The following is a 19,608-nucleotide window of genomic DNA, read 5'->3' on the forward strand; positions in this document are numbered from 1 at the left end:
CGGAACAGGTGGATAGGAATCTGCGGGTGTCTCTGCCCCGGCTCTGGATTCCCCGCTTCAGGAAAATAAATCCCGGCGGATAAGGTAGTTCTCTTCTCCAGCAGATCGCCTGCCGAGAGGGAGGACGCATGATGATACGACACATGGCTATGTCGCCATTTTTCGATTCTCCCAATAGCGCAAATATCTAGTGCGGTTTCATCAAATTAAAATGCATCCGGCTGGGCGATCATTTGTGTTAATTCGGCGATTCTTTTCCGTGCGTTGAGGTGAAGGCTCGGGCGCGCTTTTATAAAATCTGCTCCGACTCGGGGTGTCCGAAGACCTTCTCGTAAGCCCTAGGTCGGCAGTGACGCCGCGCCGCAGTGGGAGCGTGTGGCAAGGGCCATGGCCTCTGCTAACGCAACGTGGCTGCCCTTTTGGGTCGAAGCGGCAGCTTTGGGTATTGCCTATTTCTCACCTATTTAAATTCATAGAATTTTTGATTACTTGGAGGGCGAGAGAGCTGCGAACGCAGGCGCCAGGGCGCGGCCCGATGTTCCCGTTCGCAAAACTGGATGCCTCGTAGGCGACTGGATCGGCAGGGCGATACCGAATGGTGAGATGAAGCACCAGGAAACACTTCTGTGTCTATTCGGTCACTGTTCTTTCTTTATGATCCTTGCATGCGAGGAAATGAACGAAACTCCGCGACGGCTTCCCCCGACGTCCCGGCGCAAGAGCTGCTCGGCAGGGGTGCTGTGCTGGCGATGATGAGCGACCTGCTCACCAGCCAAGGCGGCGGAGCGCTGGTCCTGGGAGGGGAACCCGGCATCGGTAAGACAAGTCTGCTGATGGCAGCTGATCACATGGCCTCCGAGTCCGGCTATCGCGTGCTTGCCGTGTCGGGATCAGAGACCTCGGTCGACACTCCCTTCCATGGCCTGCAACAGCTGCTGTCTGAAGCCCTCGATGCTGTCGACGCCCTTCCATCAGCACAGAGTCGGGCCCTGCTTACTGCACTCGGACTACGCAAGGATGTGGCCCCGCAGCCGTTCCTTGTCGCTTTGGCTGTCCTCAACCTCCTTGCCGAGCGTGCCGCCGAGCAACCTCTGCTCATCTGTATCGATGACTTGCAGTGGGTTGATCAGGCCAGTGCCGAAGCTCTGGCCTTCGTTGCTCGCCGCCTTGGCCACGACCCCATCGTTCTGCTGGCAACATCTCGCACGCACTCAGGAGAGCGACCTGTTCCTGCGGGACTACCCAGAGTCGACTTGACGGCTCTGAAACAGGAAGATGCGACAGCGCTATTGCACAAGTTGCGTGGTGATCTTCCCACCGCAGTCAAAAACACGATTCTCCAACTCGCGCAGGGCAACCCGCTTGCACTGGTGGAGGTGGGTTCTGCATGGACGGGCAGTGGCTCACAACAGCAGTCGAAAAGAAGTGATCTTGATGACGGCATTCCTTTGACGTCACGATTGGAACGCGCCTTCTTCGGCCGGCTGCGTGATCTGCCCGGGCTGGCACAGGACCTCGTCTTGATCGCTGCCGTCAACTCTGGTGACCAACTTGCTGAGATCCTGGCAGGTGCGACCACCCTGTCACGGCAGTCCGTGACAGCAGACGACTTGCAACCTGCCGTGACAGCCGGCCTCGTGCAATTGGATAACTTCCGTGTCCGGTTTCGTCATCCCCTGGTGAGGTCCGGCATCCTGCAGGCTGTCGGACGGGAAAGGCTGTTTGCAGCACACAGAGCGCTTGCACAGCTGCTAGAGACGGACACCATGAGAGCAACCTGGCACGAAGCGCTCGCCCTCGACACACCGGACGAGGATGTCGCGGCTCGTCTGGAGGCTAATCACCTTCAAGCAATCCAACGCGGATCAAGTTTGACGGCAATTCAGATGCTGAGGAGAGCAGCAGAATTGTCTCCCGAGTCTGCCGACGCGGGAAGAAGACTTTTACTCGCGGCTGAGCAAGGCTTCGGGCTTGGCCGAGCAGATCTCGTGCGCCGTCTGCTCGACGCAGCAGCGAGAGAAGACCTGAGACAACTTCAACGCGCTCGGATGAGGTGGCTGGAAGAGATATTCGAGGACGGTGTTCCCGGTGATCCCATTCCCGTCTTTGAACTTTGCGCCTTGGCTGAGCGATCGGCCGAAGCGGGCGAGTTTTCGCTTGCCCTTAACCTGCTGCAAGGTGCCGCGTTGCGCTGCTGGTGGGCTTACACAGGCGAGGAGGCCAGGGAGAGGGTTGTTTCTGTCACTCGGAGTCTGAGGGACTCGGCCAAGGATCCACGGTACGTCGCCGCAATTGCAGTGGCATCTCCCGTCCGGGAGGGAGCCACCGTCCGCGAAATAGTGCTTGAAGCCCTCCAGGATGTGGAGCTAAATGTAGACGCCGACGGGTTGTTGCTCCTTGGCCAGGCAGCTCATGCTGTGGGTGAGCAGGCTTTCGCTGCAGAGTTCCTGGACCGTGCCGAGACGCGACTGCGCTCTCAAGGCCGCCTGGGACTTCTCCCCCATGTTCTCGGAATGCAGGTACAGGTCCGTCTGGATTTGGGTGACTGGCGTATGGCTGCTCAAGCAGCAGCCGAGGGCCACCGGCTTGCTCTCGATACAGGCCAACCCATCTGGTCAGTTGGCACACTAGTTGGTGATGCCAAGGTGGCAGTCTTCCAAGGAGATACGGCAGAAGCACTCCGCTTGGCTGATGAGGTTGAAGCTCAGGTGGGTCCGAAAGGAATGAATGACCTACTGGCCTGCGCAGAATTGGTTCGAGGTATTGCCCTGCTGTTGAATGACAGGGCAGAGGAATCCTATGACGTACTGCAATCCCTCTTTGACAAGGACAGCCCGTTCTGGGATGACCGGGAGAGCTATGGTGCGATCGGCTTTCTTGCGGATGCAGCGGTTCGCAGTGGAAGGATTGACGAGGCCAGACCTCTACTCAGGTCGATACAACAGAGGTACGAAGACTCCCAGGCCGCGCTACTACGTATCAATCAGGAGTACGCAGAAGCAGTCCTTGCCGATGACGCGTGCGCAGAGGAGCTCTACCAGCGCGCTCTGAGAAGAGATCTTGCGCGTTGGCCATGGCCGCGTGCGCGACTTGAGCTGGCTTACGGCAGCTGGCTGCGTCGACGCCGTCGCGGCACGGAATGGCGGGCACCACTGCGCGCCGCGGCGGCATCCTTCGAAGCGATCGGTGCAGTGCCTTGGCTGCAGATAGCGCGTGAGGAACTACGTGCTGCCGGCGAACGCATGAGCACGAACACACAGCAGCGCATCACGGCAGTCGAGTTGACAGACCAGGAGATGCAGATTGCCCGTCTTGCGGCTGAAGGTTTGTCGAACCGGCAGATTGGTGAGCTTTTGTACCTTTCGCCGAGGACTGTTGGCTCCCATCTCTATCGGCTGTTCCCAAAACTAGGCGTGACTGCTCGTAGTCAACTCGCGGAGATGCTCAAGCAACTGTGACGGATACGGCTTGTAAAGCCACCAGTTGAACGACAGATCGCGGTATTGGTAGTCACTTTTAGCTCGGGGGCAGGTGATCTACGAACAGCTCGTTGAGAGTTGATCGAGCCAGTGCTCTCAGCAGGACGCTTCGAGCGCCGCGTTAAGAACTCCTAACGAAATGATCTTCGAGGTGGTTGAATCGCTCCGGGAGCGTTGATTCGGGGGTGTGGGGTGGCTCGGCCGAAGCCGTGGGAAGTCGACGACGAGTTGTGGGCGGTGATCGAGCCGCTGCTGCCCAGAGTCGAGCGTCGGGTCCGGCATCCGGGTCGCAAGCGGCATCCGGACCGGCTGGTGTTCCAGGGCATCCTGTTCGTGCTGCACACCGGGATCGCCTGGGAGCATCTGCCGCAGGAACTGGGGTTCGGGTCGGGCATGACCTGCTGGCGACGCCTGGCCAAGTGGACCGAGGCCGACGTGCGGCCCCGGCGGCACGAAGTCCTCCTCGCCAGGCTGCGCGGCGCGAACGCACTGGACTTCTCCCGGGCGGCCGTCGACGGCTCCCACATCCGGGCGCTAAAGGGGGAGCCAAGACGGGACGAAGTCCCATTGACCGGGGCAGGACGGGCAGTAAACACCACCTGATCACCGACGCCAGCGGTATCCCGCTGGCCGCCACGCTGACCGGCGGCAACCGCAATGACGTCACCCAGTTGATCCCGCTCCTTCAGGCTGTGCCGTCCGTGCGTGGCAAGCGCGGCCGGCCCCGGCGCCACCCCAAGGTGGTGCTGGGCGACCGCGGCTACGACCACGACAAGTACCGGCGCCTGGTCCGGGACCTCGGCGTGAAGCCACTGATCGCCCGCCGCGGCACCGAACACAGCTCCGGGCTGGGCACTCAACGCTGGGTCGTGGAACGCGCCTTCGCCCACCTGCACTGGTTTCGCCGCCTACGGATCCGCTGGGAGATCCGCGACGACATCCACGAAGCATTCCTCACCCTCGGATGCGCACTCATCTGCTGGCGGCGACTGCGCGCCCTGGCGAGCGATGCCGTGGGCTAGTCAACCGCCGCCAGCCGGTTGAGAACTTCCATGGGGGTGAAGCTCCAGCCGACCAGGCGTGGCCCGCTCCAGTTGATGCCGATCTTGAGTCCGTCCCGGGCGACATCGGGCAGTTCGCGATCGCGCCAGGCATTCAAGGGCATGGATTCGACGCGTAGCTCATGCCCCCAGATCTTCGCTGCCCTTTGGGCGCGTGCCGAGGTCGACCAGAAAGGAAGGCTTCGCGTGCCGTCCGAGGAGAGGTGAGTCGGACTTCCGTCGTCATCCCGGACAAGCCAGACAACTCCGCTTTGACGGACGTCTTTAAAGAATGCTGCCGCTTGCGAACCACTCTGACTCATGGCCGCCGATCCTAGCGTTCCCCGCCGCTCATTTCGTTAGGAGTTCTTATTGCCCGTACTTGCTCTGCGAGCAAGACGCAACCAGCCCCCTTTCCATAGGAAACACGTCGTTTCCACCATCCCCACCGAGTCCAACCTTGACTGCACGGCCGGTGACGGATTGTTCAACGATGCGGCCAAGGAGCGCGGTGAACTCGACAAGGGCGTGACCAGCGCCGTCGGTGACGCGGGCAAGCGCGGCCTACCGCATGACCCAGCCGCTGCGCTGGACGACGGTCCACGGGCCGGGTGCTGTTCAGGGTCGTAGCAAGGTGACGGTGCCCATGGCGGCAATCTGTTCACCGGCCTTCACAAGGAAACGCGAGGCATCGCCCTTAACCGCCACCTCTACCACCGCCCCTCAGCTTGGCACCGGCACGTCAAGTCGTACAGCGATGCCGCCACGGCGGACGGCAGGGCCCCTCGGTAGAGCAACGTCGCCTGCCTTCGAAGGTGTGCTGGCGGCTGGGCAGCAGTACGGCCTGCCCGTCGACCGCCTTGTCGCCGAACTGCGGGCGCACCTGAGTCAGCCCCATGCCAGCAGCCGGTCGGTGCCGTCGATGGCCGGCACCAGCCGCTCGCACGGTCCGCTACCCCTGGCTCCTTTCCCGCAGCACACGTGGAGAATCCCGTGAGTACCCACCTGCGGGTACCAGTCCCCCGCGCGCGGCCAGACGGGTCTCGTTGATGCGCGGGCCCAGGCGCCGCCACAGCGACGCCATCACGTAGTCTCGCGCCGCTGACAGGAACGCTGTCCTCGCAGGCCGGGCAGGTGGAACGCCAGGCGGTGAACAGGGAATCGACCTCCTGCGCCGAGGGCGGGATCCGCGCTCCGACCCGGGACAGGCGCCGGGGCACAGTAGAAGAGACCGGCCTGCGACGGGGTCCAATGCCTGAAGATGGTCACCGACAGCGCTCGAGTCCGCTGGGTTTCCAGGTCGCCGGGCCCGGTCCTCTGCCTGATTGGTCGTTCTGTCCAGCTCTCTGGGCACCGGCCAGCTGCTGCTGAGTATTCCAGCACATCCTCATGGCTTGCGGTACAACCGCCCCATTCGCAGCAAGAGCCAGGGGAACAGCATGGATCGCAATGGCAGTGGCAGCGTCCGCTACCGCTAGGGAGGCGCCAAGAGGATCCTGCGGCTGGCGCTGTGGCAGGCCTGGAGTTGGAGGTGCTACTGGTGCGGAAAGCTTGTTGAGTTCAACGTGAACCAGATCAACCACATCATCCCCCAAGACATCAGCCCTGCTCGCCTGCAGGAACTCAGGGGCTTGTACGGCCTGCCGATCGACTTCGATCTGTACGATCCGTGCAACCTCGCCCCGATCTGCATCCCGTGCAACGGGCTGGAGAGCAAAGGCAACGCCACGTACGAAGCACCCATTGTGCTCACCCGGCTGAAGGCCGCCCACAAGCGCCGCCCCGGGGTCATCGCGCACGTGCGGAAGTTCGGTCAGTCCGGCAAGGTGGCCGAACATCTGCTGCAAGCGGCTACCGCCGATCTCAGCGATCCTGGCATCAGGAAGGAGTTCTTGGAACACGCCCCTGCGGTCGTCCAAATTCTGGCGATGACAGACCAAGGACTGGAGGCTTACCGCTCCTTCCGCTTGGTGGAGGTGGCGGTCCGAGCGGAGCTGGGCGACTACCAACGCGTCGATGTGGCTCTGGACAATCGAGCGCGCACCGCGGTGGCCTTGCTTGAGGAGGTATGCGAGTCAAGTCTCAATGACGTGCTCAACGAACCAGTCGTACAGCTGGTCGAGGAGGTTTGCGACCGGGTGACCGCCGCGTTTGAGGCTCTGGAGTCGCAGGATCCAATCGCAGCAGGGGAGCCCACCGGCGGCTTCGTCACGATCAGTGTGGACTCGTTCGACTTCCGTCGCTTCGCCGACGCGATCGAGTTCACCTTCGGTGGCGCCTTCGAGGCTAGCCTCTCGGCCTCCTTGGTCTGCAGTCGCCCCGATGGCGACGGGACAGACGAGCTACAGGGCGACGCCGTGGTCAGCAGAACTTTCTCCACCGTGGCCGTCTGGGACCTCGCCGCTGATCCAGCTGGCGTGACTGCGGGCGACTGCATCATCGGCGCGTGGATTCAGGACCTCCGCACGGCGCGATAGCAGCGCGGGCCTGCTCATGTGCGGCCACCAGGCTACGACCCGGCATCGGGCGCCGGCTCCGGGCTGGCCGTCGCTGCTGGCCTTCGGTGAGATGGCTAGGAATGGCCACCGCGCCGGCCGAGGGCGCAAACCTCGCCAGGGCGGCTTGCCATCTACTGAGCGGGGGCGCTGGCAACAGGAGAGAGCCTTCGCCGATTGTTAGCTCTTCTGTGGTGCCGCCGCATCGGCCGTCGGCTGCCAGATTGCGCACCAGCTCAGCTGCCCTGCTGTGACGACGCAGGCTGGTTGGCAAGGATCGGCAGTGGCTACCAACTGGTCAGAGGACCTGTGACGCCTTGTAGTTGACAAAAGTGATGCAGGTTAGTTGGCACCCTCCGATCACCAATCGTGATCAGCTTGTTCGAGGGCCATGTCGGCGTAGTCCGATAGGAGGTTGCGGAGATAGGTACAGAAGGGCTGATGGTCCGGATTGCGGCCCTGAAGTTGGTGGATGACGCCGGCATCGATCATGGCGGCCCCTCAACGGGGAGTGACTGCAGGTCAGGTGCTAGTGACCTGAGTCAGAGATTTTTCGCTAGATACGACGTTTGATTGCCCTGGCCCCTCCCGTGCGAGGCAGGCGATCGATCCGGCCCAGGAGGCGAAAGCGTCGCGGAGATCTAGCAGGAGATCTCTGACTCAGGTCACTAGACGCCACTCGCTGCCGGTGAGAGACCGTTCCCGATCTACAGAGCATGAACGTGGCAGCTGCCGTCCACGTTCATCCCTGCCCGACTACGCCCGTCATGCTCCCGGCGGCGCGGCTCCCGGCCATGCCGAAGCCAGGTCAGAGAGCGACGCCCCCAGCGACGACTGCGGCATCCCGGCCAGACGCCGTTCTCGGGCGTGCGCAACCAAGCCGTCCGGGGTCAGGGCCGCAAGCTGCTGGCGGGCGCTCTCCAGCAGCTCCGTCGCCGCCGCGGTGATCGCGTCGTCCGAGAGGGGCAGTGGCTCCATGCCACCGGCCCCGGCGCCGCCGTCGGAGAACACGCACTCCTTGAGGCTTCCGGACAGGTCGGGCACCCCGATCTCCCGCACGGCCAGGGACAGATGCGCGGACAGCCCGTCCTGTCCGGTCGCACAGTGCGCGAAGCCACGCGGGATGTAGAGAACCTGGCCGGGCTGGAGCACGGTGCGGAACAGCTCGGCGGGCTGCGGTTCGTCGGCCGTCACCCGCCCGGCCCGCCAGTCGGCGGAGACCGGCCCCTCGTGGACGTTCCAGCTCTTGCTCCCGGCGACCTGGAGGACCAGCACATCGCCGTCGTCCCGGTGCAGGGGGAGCCCCGGCTGCCCAGCCGGGGTCACGAAGTAGAACGCCTCGATGGCCCGGCCGAGTTCACTAGCGAGAACGCTCAGCATGTCGCGGGTCGGCCCATGCCACTGGTCGATGCAGCGCAGCAGCACCGTCGCGCCGTCGTTCACGAGCGCGTGGATCCTCGCCCCGTCGGCGAATCCGCCCGGCGTCTGCAGCCCGACGGTCCGGGACGAGGTGAAATCCGTGGCCGGCAGCCGTCGGCCGTCCCGCCACAACTCGATGTACGGCTCCCGGAAAAGCCCGCCCGCAAGTGCCGCGTCGAGGTCGGCGAGAGTGAAGGGGCTGCGCAGTCCGGCTCCGGGCGTGAAGGAACCGGGACGATTTCTCCAGTAGGACCAGAAGGAGTCCGCATCGCCAACCAACTGGTCAAGTATTCGTGCCGTCATGAATGGCGCCGCACCTTCCCGGTAGTCAAATGAAGGGCCAGCCTAATGGACTTGTCGCCTCGCCTGACCCGTTCTTTCTGAATCCCGCAGAATCGTTGGTGTTCAGCAGTGTTCAATGGCCCTCGGTCGCCTGAGCTGTGACTCTGTCCGGAGTTTGATTGCGGAATACGGAAAACGGTATTGCCGATCCGGCGCGGAGCCGCCTATGTTTGCTCTCGTTCGAACAGTTGCAGCAACAATTCAGGAGGAAAAATGGCCAAGCACGCCGCGATCCTGCGTCCGCGTCTCGACAAGGTAAAGCCGCAGGACCGCTGAGAAGTGATGTAGCCAGGTATGCCGCCACCTTCGGGTGGCGGCATACCTGCTTGCCGAAAGTGAATTCCACAGGTCTGCAGGGAGGGCTGTTGTGCATCAGTTCAGAACGGTGGAGGGCCCGATACCGGTCGTCACTCTGATCGATGAGCGGTTGAGCACCACCACCATCTGCCTGGCGTCGAAGTACGGTGCCCAGCAGGACCCGGTGGGGCAGTGCGGACTCGCCCACGTCCTGGAGCACGTGCTGATGTCGACGCCCGTCGGGACCGTCCCGTCGCTCAGCGAGCATGTCGAGCGACTCGGCGGCCACGCCAACGCGGAGACCGGTCTCGACCGCATGCTCTTCTACGCGCAGGTGCACCCGGACGACGCCGACGAGGTGACCAGCCTGCTCTACCAGGCGGTCCTGGAGCCGAGTTGGAGCGACGACGTCCTGGAGCGGGAGAAGCGCGCGGTCTTCCAGGAACTCGCCGTCGCGGCCGCGGACGACAGCGACGTCGTGCAGGACGAGTTCCTCGCACACCTCTTTCCCAACCACCCGCTGGGCCGCCCCGTCGCCGGCACCAAGGCCGACGTCGAGCGGTGCGACACCGCGTCCGTCGCGGCGGCGCACGGACAGCGTCTGCTGACCGCGCCGCTGTCGGTGATCGTGGTGGGCCCCGCGCTCCCGAAGACCGTCGACCCGGTGGTGGCCGGCATCGATCCGCGAACGCTCGCCGCGATCGGCACATCGCCGTGGACACCGCCCGCTTCGCCACCGCCGGAGCCAGCCGCCCCGGTCCAGTGGGCGGACAAGTTCACCTGGGTGTGCGCAGGCGCGCGGTCGGTGGCGAACCACGACCCGCTGCGCCCGACCTTCAACGTGCTCGCCCAACTGCTCGGATCCAGCCCCTCGTCGGTGCTCTACCGCAGGCTGCGCGGGGAAGCCGGGCTCGCCTACACCTTCCAGTCGTGGAACCGGGGATACGCCGACACCGGCGCCTGGCGCGTCCTGGCCGGCGTGGAGCCGGGCAACGGCGAAGCCGCGCTCGATGTGATCCGCTCCGTTCTGGACGAGATCGCCACGCACGGCCCCGACCCCGACGACCTGGTCTCCGCCCGCCGTCAGGAACGTATGCGGGTCCTCACCTCGGTCGACTCCCCGCTGGAGTGCGCGCGCTATCTGGCCATGCGCGGCGGCGGCCCCGGAACATGGTCGCCCGCCGACGAAGTCGCCCACATCGACGCGGTGGACGCCGACGGAGTGCGGCGCGCCGCCGCCCAGGTCCGGGACGGCCTGCGGGCCGTGGCCAGTCCGGTGGCCCAGTGAGTACCCAGGCCTATCTGGAGCGGGCCCGCCAGGCCGGTCTGCTCGACGAGATCCTCGGCCACCAGTATGTAGCCGACAAGTACGACGACCCCGTCTCCGGACGCCCGCAGCTCCTCGTCGAGTACTGCGACCCCGGGCTGCCCGGCAACCCCGAGGCACTCGACGCCCTGCGCGACCGTCTTCGTGAACGGCATGGGCAGGCCGAGGCGGTTCTCCTGCGGGTACCGGACGGTGTGCCGCTTCCGCAGCCATGGCGGCCCCGCTTCACCTACGTCCGTCACGACCGCCGCCCGGATCCCGCGCCCGCCGACCCGGTGGTGCGTGTACGCGCCGCCCGGCCCGCCGACGCCACTCTTGTCCGCGACTGGCTGGTCCAAGCGTTCCGCAACGCCTACCCCGGCCAGGAGGTGGACGCCGAGCACTCCGGCATCGCGGACACCATGGCCAACCACGGCCGCCTGTCGTTCATCGCCGAGGTGGCAGGCGAACCCGTAGGACACGGCACGGTGCTCACCGACGAGCGGGACGAGGTCACCGGCGAGGCGTTCGCCGAACTCGTGGACATCCTGATCGACGACGCGGAGCACCGGCGCGCCGCCACCTCCGCACTGGTCGCCGCCATCGCGGACGCCACCGGGGAACGACGGCTGTGCGGACACGTGGTGCACCCCCATGAACCCGCAGCGGCCCGTCAGGCCGACACGGTGCTCCAGTCACTGCTGCGCAGCGGCTGGTCCGTCGACCACGCTTTCTGGGAGAGCACATGGTGACCGCCCACTTGACCGGCCGCCGCCGCCGGCACGCACCGGCCGTGCCCCGTCAGCGGACAGCGATGAACACGACGGCCAATCCCTCGGCCAGAGAGCGGAGGTGACAGGACCCCATGCGGATACTCATCGACGGACTGGACCTGTCCGGAAAGTCCACGCTGGCGGCCCGGCTGACCACGGCCTTGGAGGAACGGAACCTCCGGCCCATCCACCATCGCGGATTCCTCGCACCCCACAACCCCCTCACCAGCCCGCTGGACACCGTCAAGGCACCCGACCACCCCATGAGTGCCCTGCTCAACACCTCGTACCTCGCAGGCTGCGTACTGGACAAGGCACTGGGCGGAGCGCGTGGCTGGGAGCGGCGCGGGCTGCTCGTCCAGGAGTCCTACGTGGACCGCTGCCTGGCCTACGGATACGCAAGCGGCCCCTGGCCGGCAGCCAGGCTCGCCCTGCGCACCCCCGGGATGTTCGTCGGCTTCGACCTCGCGGTCTACCTCGGCGCCCCCCTGCATGTGCGCAGGGAGCGGCTGAGCAGACGTGTGGGGGCCAACTCCATCGACCGGCTGTCCGTACTCAGCGAGAAGTTCCATGACGACTTCATGACGGCACTGGCAATGGCCGGACGCCGGCACCGCCGGGTTCTCACCTTCGACACCTCGCGCCACTCGACCGAGCTGATCACCGAGCAGATCACCGAGCACGTCACCCAACTGCTCAGCGACGGCAAAGGCAGCCGCGGCGGAGATCGCGAGAAGCACCGCAAGGAGGCCTTCCGGTGATCACTGTAGTAGTGGAAGGACTGGACTTCGCGGGCAAGACCACGATCTGCCGGGAGGTCGGCCAACGGCTTACCGCGGCAGGCACTGCGGTCACGGAGTCCACGACATGCCTGTCCGGCGGCGCCATGGACCGGCTCGTCGACACCGTCTACCAGGCCCGGCGGCTGCCGTCGCTGCTGCGCAGCGCCGTGTATCACGCGGCCTACGTGGCCGACCTGTTCCCCGCAGCGCACAGCGGACGCGGCAAGGGCGGGGTGCTCATCCAGCAGAGCTACATCCACCGGGTGCTGGCCTACGACCGGGCGAGCGACCGGCCGGTGCTCGGCTGGATCGCCGCACGGCTCGCCCGCCAGCTGCGCCGGCAGGTGGACCTGTGGATCTACCTGGACTGCCCGCTCGACCGGCGCCAGCGCCGCTACCGCGCCTCGGGACAACGCGACGAGCGCGACGAGCACCGCTTCTCTCCCGGCCAACAGCCCTTCGAGGAAAGGCTGGAGACCGAACTGCGGCAACTGGCAAAACGCGCCGGATACACATTCATCGACAACACCGGGGACGACCACCAAGACGTGGTCGACCGGATCACCGCACTCATCGACCAGCGCATGGTCAGCCGACGCATGGAAGCGAGAACATGAAGGCACATTGGATCGCGGCCCAGGTCCCCGACGACCTGCGGGTACGCCAGGTCTACGGCTTCCTCTTCGACAACGAGGGACGCGTCCTGGTCCAGGACGACCTCGGACGCCACAACCTGCCCGGCGGAAAGCCGGAGGCCGGTGAGGACTTCCAGCAGACCCTCGCACGCGAATGCGTCGAGGAGAGCCAGGTAGAGATCGGGGCAGCGGCCTACATGGGCTACGTCCTGGTGCAGGACCCCGGCGCCGAACCCTACGCGCAGGTCCGCATGGCCGCCAGGATCACCCGCTTCCTCGACCGAGCCCCCGACGAGTCGACCGGGCGCGTCTACCGGCGGCTGATGACGCCGATCGAGAACGCCCCCGCACTGCTCGACTGGGGCGCCCACGGCTCCGCACAGGCCAAAACCGCCGCCGAGGTCGCCCACCGCGACCTGGGTGTCCGGCTGGCCGCCACGGACTCGGAGGCGGTGTATGCCGACTGAATCGCTCGCCGGTACGAGCACCGCGGACCGCGCCTGGCCGGTCCTGCCGAACCTGCTCGTGGCCGGCGCCCGCACCGAGGCCTGGGAACTGCCGCCCGGCCCGATCACCGTAGTCAGCCTGTCCCGCACGCCGCTGGACGCCGACGTGTACGCCCGCGCGGCAACGCCGCCGCTACGGGTACTGCACCGGCCCTTCACCTACTGGGAGTCCAAGGCACCGGTGACCCTGCTGGACAGCCTGGTCCAGGAAATTTCCGTCCTCGCAGCCCGGGAACGCACACTCGTGCACTGCACGCTCGGCCTGGACCGCACCGGAGTCGTCGCACTCGCCCTGCTGCTGCGCCACACTGGCACGCTCAACGAGGCGCTGCGGCGCTACCGGGCCAGAGGCGTACGCCTGCCCCGCCAGGACGCGATGGACGTACTCACCTCCTACGCCCACCGCGCCCCTACCACCACCCCCGACATCATTACTCCCCGCCCACCAAGCACCACGAACGAAGGTACCGGGCATGCGCGTTGATCTGATCGCCCCCGGAACCTCCTGGTTCAACCCTGCCGACCTCGACGGACGCGGCCTCGGCGGCAACGAAGCCACCCTCGTGCTCTGGTGGCGCGAACTACGAGCCCGCGGCATCGACATCCGGATCGTGCTCGGCGGTCCGGACGATGGCGAGGGCACCGACCACGACACCGGCATGGCCGACCTGCCGGCCACCGGCTGGCTGGGCCGCGAGCAGTATCACGGCCCCGCCGGTGCCGACATTCTCATCGCCTTCCGAGACGGCGCACCCCTGCTGAACGCGCCCGCCGGAACACTGCGGGTGCTGTTCGTCGGCGACCGCAAGACCCCCGGCGTCGAAGCCCTTCAGGCCGCGGACGCGTGCGACCTGGCACTCGTCGGCTCGCACGCGGCACACGACCGCTACGCACCGCTCCTGACCCCCCGCCACGGCTACCACGTGGACAACCTCGGCCACGCGCTGCCGGACACGTACGGCATCGAACGCCGCCGCTTCCAGTGCGTGCACATGGCCGCTCCCTACCGCGGCCTTGCCGGGCTGCTGCGCCTGTGGCCCCGGATCCGCGAACAGGTCCCCCAGGCGCGGCTGACCGTCCTCGGCGGCTACGAACTGTGGGGGTACTCGGCCCAGCAGGCGGGAGCCATGACCGCGAACGAGGTCCCCGAACTCACCGCACCCGTCGACGGCGTCACCCGCCTCGGACCGGTACCCCGCGACCGTTACGCGCAGATCATCCGGGAGAGCGAGGTCATGCTCTACCCGACCGCGTACGAGGAGATGTGCTGCATCAGCGCGCTGGAGTGCGTGGCACTCGGCACGGTGCCGGTGCTCTCCTCGGTCGCGGCGCTGCGCGAGCGGGTCGACCACGGCGTCACCGGCATACTGGTGGACGGCGAGATCACCGACCCGGCCGTCGAGGACCGCTTCGTGGCGGAGACGGTCGCGCTCCTGCTCGACGAGGAACGTCTGCGCCGGATGAGTGCCGCGGCCATCCAAGCCGCAGCCGCCGACACCGTCGGCCGGGTCGTCGACCGGCTGCTCGCCGCGATCGGGACCTGCCGATGAACGCCCGCGCCACCGAGCGCCCGCAGGACGAACTGCTGGTGTCCGTGGTCACCCACACAGTCCCCGAACCGGTCCTGTCCCAGGTGCTGGCCGCACTATGTGCGGACGGAGCCCCGGCGAGGGATGTGGTCGTGCTCTACACCGGCGCCCCCGAGAGCCCCGCCGCCCGCACCCTGGACGCGCTGTGCGAGCGGCACGGCGTGAAGGTGATAGGGACCCCGCGTGCCATGCGCATCGGGGAGGCACGCCAGTTCCTCGTCGAACGCTCCGCGCCGTACAGGTTCGTGGCGTTCCTCGACGACGACTGCGTGCCCCTGCCGGGATGGACCCAGGCGGCGTACGAGGCCTGCGCGGACCCGCTGCCCACTGCCCTGTTCTTCGGGCCCCGCCATCCGGCCCCGACCAGCGGAGTGGGACCGCTAGTGCGCACGCTGGAGACCCGGACCTCGCGGAAACTGGCCCTGGCGGCCCGGCCCGGTGCCCCGGACAAGGTGGTCGATCCGAAGGCCCTGTGCGCCGGCGGCAACATCATCGTCAGCGTGCCCGCGGCCAGGGAACTCGGTCTCACCGGACCGGTGTTCGCCCGTACTGCCTTCGAGGACGTCGACTTCCAGCTGCGCGCAGGTCGGCACGGCTGGACCGTCCAGTTCCTCGGCGGCCTCCAGGTGGACCACTACGACGAACTCGACGTGCCCACCCTGCTGCGCAAGTCGTGGCACTCGGGCAAGGGCATGGCCAGATGCGCGACCCGGCACACGGCGGCGTTCTGGGAACGGTGCCGGTGGCGCCCCTGGCGGGCCCTGGTCTCCTGGACCACGGCACTGGCCTGTCTGGCCGCCGCGACCGTGCACCCGTGGGTCGCGGCCGGGGCGCTGCTGCCCGTGGTCCTCAACACCCGCGCCCACACCCGTGAGCTGCGAGGCGTGCCGCTGCGCGACAAGGCGGCGTACCTGCTGGTCAAACCGGTCCGCGACCTGGTCATCGGACTCGGCTTCGTCACGCACTACGCGGCGGACCGCACGACGGCCCGGACCCTCCCGGCAACGGCGCCGAACCGCACACCACTTGACGATCTCGGCCGTGTGGGCACCGCGCGCACCCGATAGCGGCCCGCCCACACCACCGCACCGGAGAAGGAAACACCTTGGACCCCCAGCTCACCACACGTCGCGAACCCGTGGAGATCACCCTCGACCTGCTGTACGAGCTTCTCGGCATCGAGCGGCACTGGGAACCCATCGTGCTGCTGCGCAACGCCCGCGCCGTACGCGGTCACCTCCCGCCGCTGGTGCTCTCCGTGGCACAGCGGTCGGGCGTCGCGATGGGGCCGGGATCGCTCGCGGAACTCGACCGGATGCGGCGCCGGGCGGCCACCTACGAAGCCCTCGCGGACGAACTCACGCTCATCCCCGGTACCCGCGTCCTCAAGGGCCCCTCGCTCGCCGCCCGCTACCCCGAGGGCGTGCTGCGTCCGCTCGGCGACCTCGACGTGGTGGTCCCCGATGAGGCCCGACTGTGGCAGGCCGCCGCCCGTGTGTACGCCGCTCAGCCGGTCGACGGCATCGACATCACCGTCCTCGGAGACGCAGGGCGACGGCACATCGCCCTCGCCCTTCGCTGGCCCTCCGAGGACCCGATGCTCGACCCCGAACTCAAGGTCGAGATCTCCACGTTCGCCTACCCGGGACAGCCGGGCACGGTCCCGCTGCGCGCCGCGACACCGGCCGAACAGGTCCACGCGGACCTGCTCGCCCTCGCCGAGGAGCGCTTCCAGCGCCCTTTCACCGTCAAGGACATGCTCGACCTGGCGGTGGTCCTCACCTCCCCCGACCTGCCGTCCCACGCCGAAATCGCCCGTACCGCCGACGACTTCCGGCTGGCACCGGAGCTACTGGAACTGTGCGAGGCAGCCACCGGAAACAAGTCGCTGGCCCCCGCCGTTCCCGAGGAACTGACCCGAGCGCTGCGCGCCTTGGCACCGGCGGAACACGACCGTCGCAGTACCCCCACCACCGACACGGACGCTCCGGACCCCTCCGCACCTGCCGCCCCGCACACCGTCGGCACCGTACGTGACCGCCTCGCCGCCGGACAGCCCGTCCACGGCATGCTCCTGGAACTGGCCCCCACCGCCGGACCCGGCACGGAAGCGACCACCGAGGACTTCTCCACCGGCACCCAGAAGTCCTCCACCGACCCCAGCCACACCACCACCGGAACGCTGCTGCGCACCCCCCTCGGCGTCTTCCTCCTCGTGGACGGCGAGATCGTGGATCCCGCCCTGCACGAGGCCGCCCGCACCGCCCTCCACAAGGGGACCTCTTGACCAGCGCCCTCGAAGTCAGGCACCTCTCACGGCGGTTCCGCACCCGGCGCGGCGCCGAGGTGGTGGCCCTGGACGACGTCAACCTGACCGTGGAGCGCGGCGAGGTCGTCGGCCTGCTCGGCCCCAACGGCGCGGGCAAGACCACCCTCTCCCGGATCCTGACCACCCTCCTGCTGCCCAGCTCAGGAACCGCCCATGTGCTCGGCCACGACGTGGCCACCGACCCCGAACCGGTACGCCGACAGGTCGGCCTGGTCCTCGGCGGCGAACGCGGCCTGTACGGCAGGCTCACCGCCCGCCAGAACCTGCGCTACTGGGCAGCCCTGCAGGGGCTCGTCGCGTCCGACGCCAAACGCCGCAGCGAGGAACTCATCGAACGGATGGGCCTGACCAGGCGCGCCGACGACCGCCTGGAGACGTTCTCCCGCGGCATGCTCCAACGCGTCCACCTGGCCCGCGCGCTGCTGCACCGACCGGAACTGATCGTCCTGGACGAGCCGACCGCCGGAATGGACCCCAACGCCGGAGCCGGATTCCGCACCCTGGTACGCGAACTGAGGGCGACCGGCGTCACCGTTCTGCTCGCCACCCACGACATGCCCGAGGCCCAGGCACTCTGCTCCCGGGTAGCCCTGATCGACCGTGGCCGCCTGCTGCGCATCGGCACTCCCGCGGCACTCCTCACCGAACTGGGGCAGTGCTACGTCATCACCGCCGCCGGCGTGGACGAGGCGACCACCGCACACATCCGCGCCGTACCCGGCGTCAACCGCGCCGAACGCGACGACGAGGGCTCACTGCGCGTCGAAGCCACCGGAGCTGACGTCCCCACCACCGTCCTCGGCCTCCTAGCCAAGACCCACGCCTCCCACGTCACCGTGACCCCACCGAGCCTCAACGAGGTCTACCGCAGCGTAATCGAGGACCGGGAACTGGTGGTGTGATGAGCGCCTACTTCCGCGCGCAATGGTGGCTGCTGCTGCGCTCACCCCGGCTACTCGGCCCCCTGGTGATCACTCCGCTGTACTCCCTGGTGTTCTTCTCGGTCTTGCGCGAACACCACCGCGTAGGCCTCGCCACCACAGCCGCGACCACGGCCTTCCTGATGAGCATGTGGTCGCAGGCGGTCTTCGTCGCCTCCGACGCCGTGGACTACGACCGCTGGGAGGGCACCCTGGAAGCCGGACTGCTCAACCCCCGGCGCTACGCCGACGCCCTGGCGGTACGAGTGCTGACCACCACCGCCGTCAGCCTGCCCGCGTTCGCCGAAATCCTGCTCATCGGACGGTTCGGCTTCGGCTACCCGATCACGGTCGAGCATCCCCTCGCCACCTGCCTGACCCTCCTGCTGATCCTGTGCGGAAGCGCGGGCATCTCGCTGACCATCAGTGGACTGCTCGTCGTGGTACGCGGCGCCCGAACCCTGCAGAACGCGATGACATACCCCTTCTACCTGCTCGGCGGCCTCGTCCTCCCGGTCGCCGCACTGCCCCTCCCGCTCCAGTGGCCCGCCCACGCCTTCTACCTCTCCTGGGGAGCGCGATCCCTGCGCGCGGCCGTCGACGCGACCAACCTCGACACCACCGCCCTGTGCGCCCTCGCGATCCTGGCCCCCCTCCAGGCGGGCGCCGGCTACGCGGCCCTGCGCCGCATCCTGCACCGGGCACGCGACGGCAAGGTGATCCTCCATGGCTGACTGCTTCGCACTGTTCCTCACCCGCCTGCGATTCGGGGTGATCAGCAGCTTCCAGGACTACCGGGCGATGTTCACCTGGCGCTCCTGGCTGTTCGGCTGGATGCTGCGCCTCGTCTCCCAGGTGCTGTTCTTCGCCTCGCTCGGCAGACTGGTCGGCTCCGTCCACACCGAGCAGGCCATCGCCCTGGGCAACGCAGCAATCCTCGGCCCCCTGGGCGCCCTGGGCGTCGTGTCCTCCTGCGTCGGCGAACGGCGGGGCGGCACACTGCAGTTCATCGTCATCAGCCCCACCAGCCCGTTCTTGGTGATCGCATCGCGCGGACTGTACTGGGTGGCCGACGGATTCCTGACCTCCTGCACGGTCCTGACCCTCCTCCCCCTCCTCGTGGCGTTCCCCATACCCTGGACAACACTGCCCCTCGTCCTCGCCCTCCAGGCCCTGATCACCCTGAGCGGCTACGGCCTCGCCCTGACCCTGGCCAGTGTTAGCCTGCGCTGGCCCGAGGCCCGCATGTACCTGACCGGCGGCACCACGATCCTCCTGCTCCTCCTGACCGGAGTAAACGTCCCCCGCCCCGACCACGGCCCGGCCGCCCACCTCGCCGCCCTGCTCCCGGCCACCCACGGCCTCACCGCAATACGCACGGCCCTCGCCGGCCACGGAATACCCCTCGGCCAGGTACTCGCCGAACTCGCGGTCATGCTCGGCTGGGCCGCGATCGCCTGGACCAGCATGACCCTGGCCTTCCGCCGCTCCGGCCGCCGGCTCTCATTCCTGCTCAGCTAATCCGCTACCGGCCGAACCGGACCTGTACGACCGCGCGGGCCAACCCCCATGAACAGCCTCACTGCACACCAGGCCGACTGCCTCGTCCCCGCCCCAGTTGACCAGCGTGCCGCCCTTGCAGCGCGGGCACCGGGCCAACACGTGGTGGCCGCACTCGTCCTCACAGGACGTGGCT

18 protein-coding genes are annotated in these 19,608 nt (G+C 67.1%); 15 read left to right on the forward strand and 3 right to left on the reverse strand.

Going from position 1 to position 19,608, the window contains the following annotated elements; translation table 11 throughout:
• Window positions 1–665 precede the first annotated feature (665 nt).
• On the forward strand, window positions 666–3,458 hold the full coding sequence (locus ACICHK_RS41645) for an ATP-binding protein (protein ID WP_406841521.1): 2,793 nt from the start codon (window positions 666–668) through the stop codon (window positions 3,456–3,458).
• A 213-nt stretch (window positions 3,459–3,671) separates the two neighbouring features.
• Window positions 3,672–4,501 (forward strand): IS5 family transposase gene (locus tag ACICHK_RS41650; protein WP_406841522.1). Its coding sequence is split into 2 segments (ribosomal slippage): window positions 3,672–4,032 and window positions 4,032–4,501, totalling 831 coding nucleotides; the frame shifts between segments, so codons are not numbered across the junction.
• Here the strand turns inward: ACICHK_RS41650 and ACICHK_RS41655 are convergent.
• Window positions 4,498–4,842 (reverse strand): DUF2750 domain-containing protein, encoded by a 345-nt coding sequence (locus ACICHK_RS41655; RefSeq protein WP_406841523.1) that lies wholly within the window; start codon window positions 4,840–4,842, stop codon window positions 4,498–4,500. The genes ACICHK_RS41650 and ACICHK_RS41655 overlap by 4 nt on opposite strands.
• A 1,242-nt stretch (window positions 4,843–6,084) precedes the next feature.
• Between ACICHK_RS41655 and ACICHK_RS41660 the strand changes: the two genes are divergently transcribed.
• Window positions 6,085–6,996 (forward strand): hypothetical protein, encoded by a 912-nt coding sequence (locus ACICHK_RS41660; protein WP_406841524.1) that lies wholly within the window; start codon window positions 6,085–6,087, stop codon window positions 6,994–6,996.
• 378 nt (window positions 6,997–7,374) lie between these two features.
• On the opposite strand, the gene ACICHK_RS41665 is transcribed toward ACICHK_RS41660, so the two are convergent.
• Together ACICHK_RS41665 and ACICHK_RS41670 are read right to left on the reverse strand one after the other, a co-directional pair.
• A complete protein-coding gene (locus ACICHK_RS41665; RefSeq protein ID WP_406841525.1) occupies window positions 7,375–7,506 on the reverse strand; it encodes a hypothetical protein in 132 nt (43 codons plus the stop codon).
• A 273-nt stretch (window positions 7,507–7,779) separates the two neighbouring features.
• Entirely contained in the window at window positions 7,780–8,736 is a 957-nt protein-coding gene (locus ACICHK_RS41670; RefSeq protein ID WP_406841526.1) for a JmjC domain-containing protein, read from the reverse strand.
• Window positions 8,737–9,142: 406 nt separating this feature from the next.
• Here ACICHK_RS41670 and ACICHK_RS41675 point away from each other — a divergent pair, with 406 nt between their 5' ends.
• The 12 genes from ACICHK_RS41675 to ACICHK_RS41730 all read left to right on the forward strand — a co-directional run bounded on the left by ACICHK_RS41675 (window position 9,143) and on the right by ACICHK_RS41730 (window position 19,433).
• Complete coding sequence (locus ACICHK_RS41675; RefSeq protein ID WP_406841527.1) at window positions 9,143–10,360, forward strand: M16 family metallopeptidase; 1,218 nt, start codon at window positions 9,143–9,145, stop codon at window positions 10,358–10,360.
• The gene (locus tag ACICHK_RS41680; protein WP_406841528.1) at window positions 10,357–11,130 is read left to right on the forward strand and encodes a GNAT family N-acetyltransferase; all 774 of its coding nucleotides are present in this window, start codon (window positions 10,357–10,359) and stop codon (window positions 11,128–11,130) included. The genes ACICHK_RS41675 and ACICHK_RS41680 overlap by 4 nt, the downstream gene beginning before the upstream one ends.
• Before the next feature lie 113 nt (window positions 11,131–11,243).
• Window positions 11,244–11,912: a hypothetical protein gene (locus ACICHK_RS41685; protein ID WP_406841529.1), complete on the forward strand. Its 669-nt coding sequence runs from the start codon at window positions 11,244–11,246 to the stop codon at window positions 11,910–11,912.
• Window positions 11,909–12,550 carry a hypothetical protein gene (locus ACICHK_RS41690; RefSeq protein ID WP_406841530.1) on the forward strand — a complete coding sequence of 214 codons (642 nt, stop codon included), beginning with the start codon at window positions 11,909–11,911 and terminating at the stop codon, window positions 12,548–12,550. Before ACICHK_RS41685 ends, ACICHK_RS41690 begins: the two co-directional genes overlap by 4 nt.
• Window positions 12,547–13,035, forward strand: a complete 489-nt coding sequence (locus ACICHK_RS41695) for an NUDIX hydrolase (protein ID WP_406841531.1) — start codon at window positions 12,547–12,549, stop codon at window positions 13,033–13,035. The genes ACICHK_RS41690 and ACICHK_RS41695 overlap by 4 nt, the downstream gene beginning before the upstream one ends.
• The gene (locus ACICHK_RS41700; protein ID WP_406841532.1) at window positions 13,025–13,558 is read left to right on the forward strand and encodes a tyrosine-protein phosphatase; all 534 of its coding nucleotides are present in this window, start codon (window positions 13,025–13,027) and stop codon (window positions 13,556–13,558) included. Before ACICHK_RS41695 ends, ACICHK_RS41700 begins: the two co-directional genes overlap by 11 nt.
• Window positions 13,548–14,624 carry a glycosyltransferase gene (locus ACICHK_RS41705; protein WP_406841533.1) on the forward strand — a complete coding sequence of 359 codons (1,077 nt, stop codon included), beginning with the start codon at window positions 13,548–13,550 and terminating at the stop codon, window positions 14,622–14,624. Before ACICHK_RS41700 ends, ACICHK_RS41705 begins: the two co-directional genes overlap by 11 nt.
• The gene (locus ACICHK_RS41710; RefSeq protein ID WP_406841534.1) at window positions 14,621–15,730 is read left to right on the forward strand and encodes a glycosyltransferase; all 1,110 of its coding nucleotides are present in this window, start codon (window positions 14,621–14,623) and stop codon (window positions 15,728–15,730) included. Before ACICHK_RS41705 ends, ACICHK_RS41710 begins: the two co-directional genes overlap by 4 nt.
• Before the next feature lie 38 nt (window positions 15,731–15,768).
• Window positions 15,769–16,950 carry a hypothetical protein gene (locus ACICHK_RS41715; RefSeq protein ID WP_406841535.1) on the forward strand — a complete coding sequence of 394 codons (1,182 nt, stop codon included), beginning with the start codon at window positions 15,769–15,771 and terminating at the stop codon, window positions 16,948–16,950.
• On the forward strand, window positions 16,947–17,894 hold the full coding sequence (locus ACICHK_RS41720; protein WP_406841536.1) for an ABC transporter ATP-binding protein: 948 nt from the start codon (window positions 16,947–16,949) through the stop codon (window positions 17,892–17,894). Before ACICHK_RS41715 ends, ACICHK_RS41720 begins: the two co-directional genes overlap by 4 nt.
• The gene (locus ACICHK_RS41725) at window positions 17,894–18,646 is read left to right on the forward strand and encodes an ABC transporter permease (protein WP_406841537.1); all 753 of its coding nucleotides are present in this window, start codon (window positions 17,894–17,896) and stop codon (window positions 18,644–18,646) included. Before ACICHK_RS41720 ends, ACICHK_RS41725 begins: the two co-directional genes overlap by 1 nt.
• Window positions 18,639–19,433 (forward strand): hypothetical protein, encoded by a 795-nt coding sequence (locus tag ACICHK_RS41730; RefSeq protein WP_406841538.1) that lies wholly within the window; start codon window positions 18,639–18,641, stop codon window positions 19,431–19,433. Before ACICHK_RS41725 ends, ACICHK_RS41730 begins: the two co-directional genes overlap by 8 nt.
• The last annotated feature ends 175 nt before the right edge of the window (window positions 19,434–19,608 follow it).

Origin of the sequence: Streptomyces sp. AHU1 (assembly GCF_045343905.1) — a bacterium.
GTDB classification, from domain to species: Bacteria; Actinomycetota; Actinomycetes; order Streptomycetales; family Streptomycetaceae; genus Streptomyces; species Streptomyces triticiradicis.

Coding starts and splice junctions, on each gene's coding strand:
- ACICHK_RS41695 (WP_406841531.1), top strand. CDS start 12,547: ATGAAGGCACATTGGATCGCGGCCCAGGTCCCCGACGACCTGCGGGTA.
- ACICHK_RS41710 (WP_406841534.1), top strand. CDS start 14,621: ATGAACGCCCGCGCCACCGAGCGCCCGCAGGACGAACTGCTGGTGTCC.
- ACICHK_RS41685 (WP_406841529.1), top strand. CDS start 11,244: ATGCGGATACTCATCGACGGACTGGACCTGTCCGGAAAGTCCACGCTG.
- ACICHK_RS41705 (WP_406841533.1), top strand. CDS start 13,548: ATGCGCGTTGATCTGATCGCCCCCGGAACCTCCTGGTTCAACCCTGCC.
- ACICHK_RS41725 (WP_406841537.1), top strand. CDS start 17,894: ATGAGCGCCTACTTCCGCGCGCAATGGTGGCTGCTGCTGCGCTCACCC.
- ACICHK_RS41665 (WP_406841525.1), bottom strand. CDS start 7,506: ATGATCGATGCCGGCGTCATCCACCAACTTCAGGGCCGCAATCCGGAC.
- ACICHK_RS41730 (WP_406841538.1), top strand. CDS start 18,639: ATGGCTGACTGCTTCGCACTGTTCCTCACCCGCCTGCGATTCGGGGTG.
- ACICHK_RS41645 (WP_406841521.1), top strand. CDS start 666: ATGCGAGGAAATGAACGAAACTCCGCGACGGCTTCCCCCGACGTCCCG.
- ACICHK_RS41655 (WP_406841523.1), bottom strand. CDS start 4,842: ATGAGTCAGAGTGGTTCGCAAGCGGCAGCATTCTTTAAAGACGTCCGT.
- ACICHK_RS41670 (WP_406841526.1), bottom strand. CDS start 8,736: ATGACGGCACGAATACTTGACCAGTTGGTTGGCGATGCGGACTCCTTC.
- ACICHK_RS41700 (WP_406841532.1), top strand. CDS start 13,025: ATGCCGACTGAATCGCTCGCCGGTACGAGCACCGCGGACCGCGCCTGG.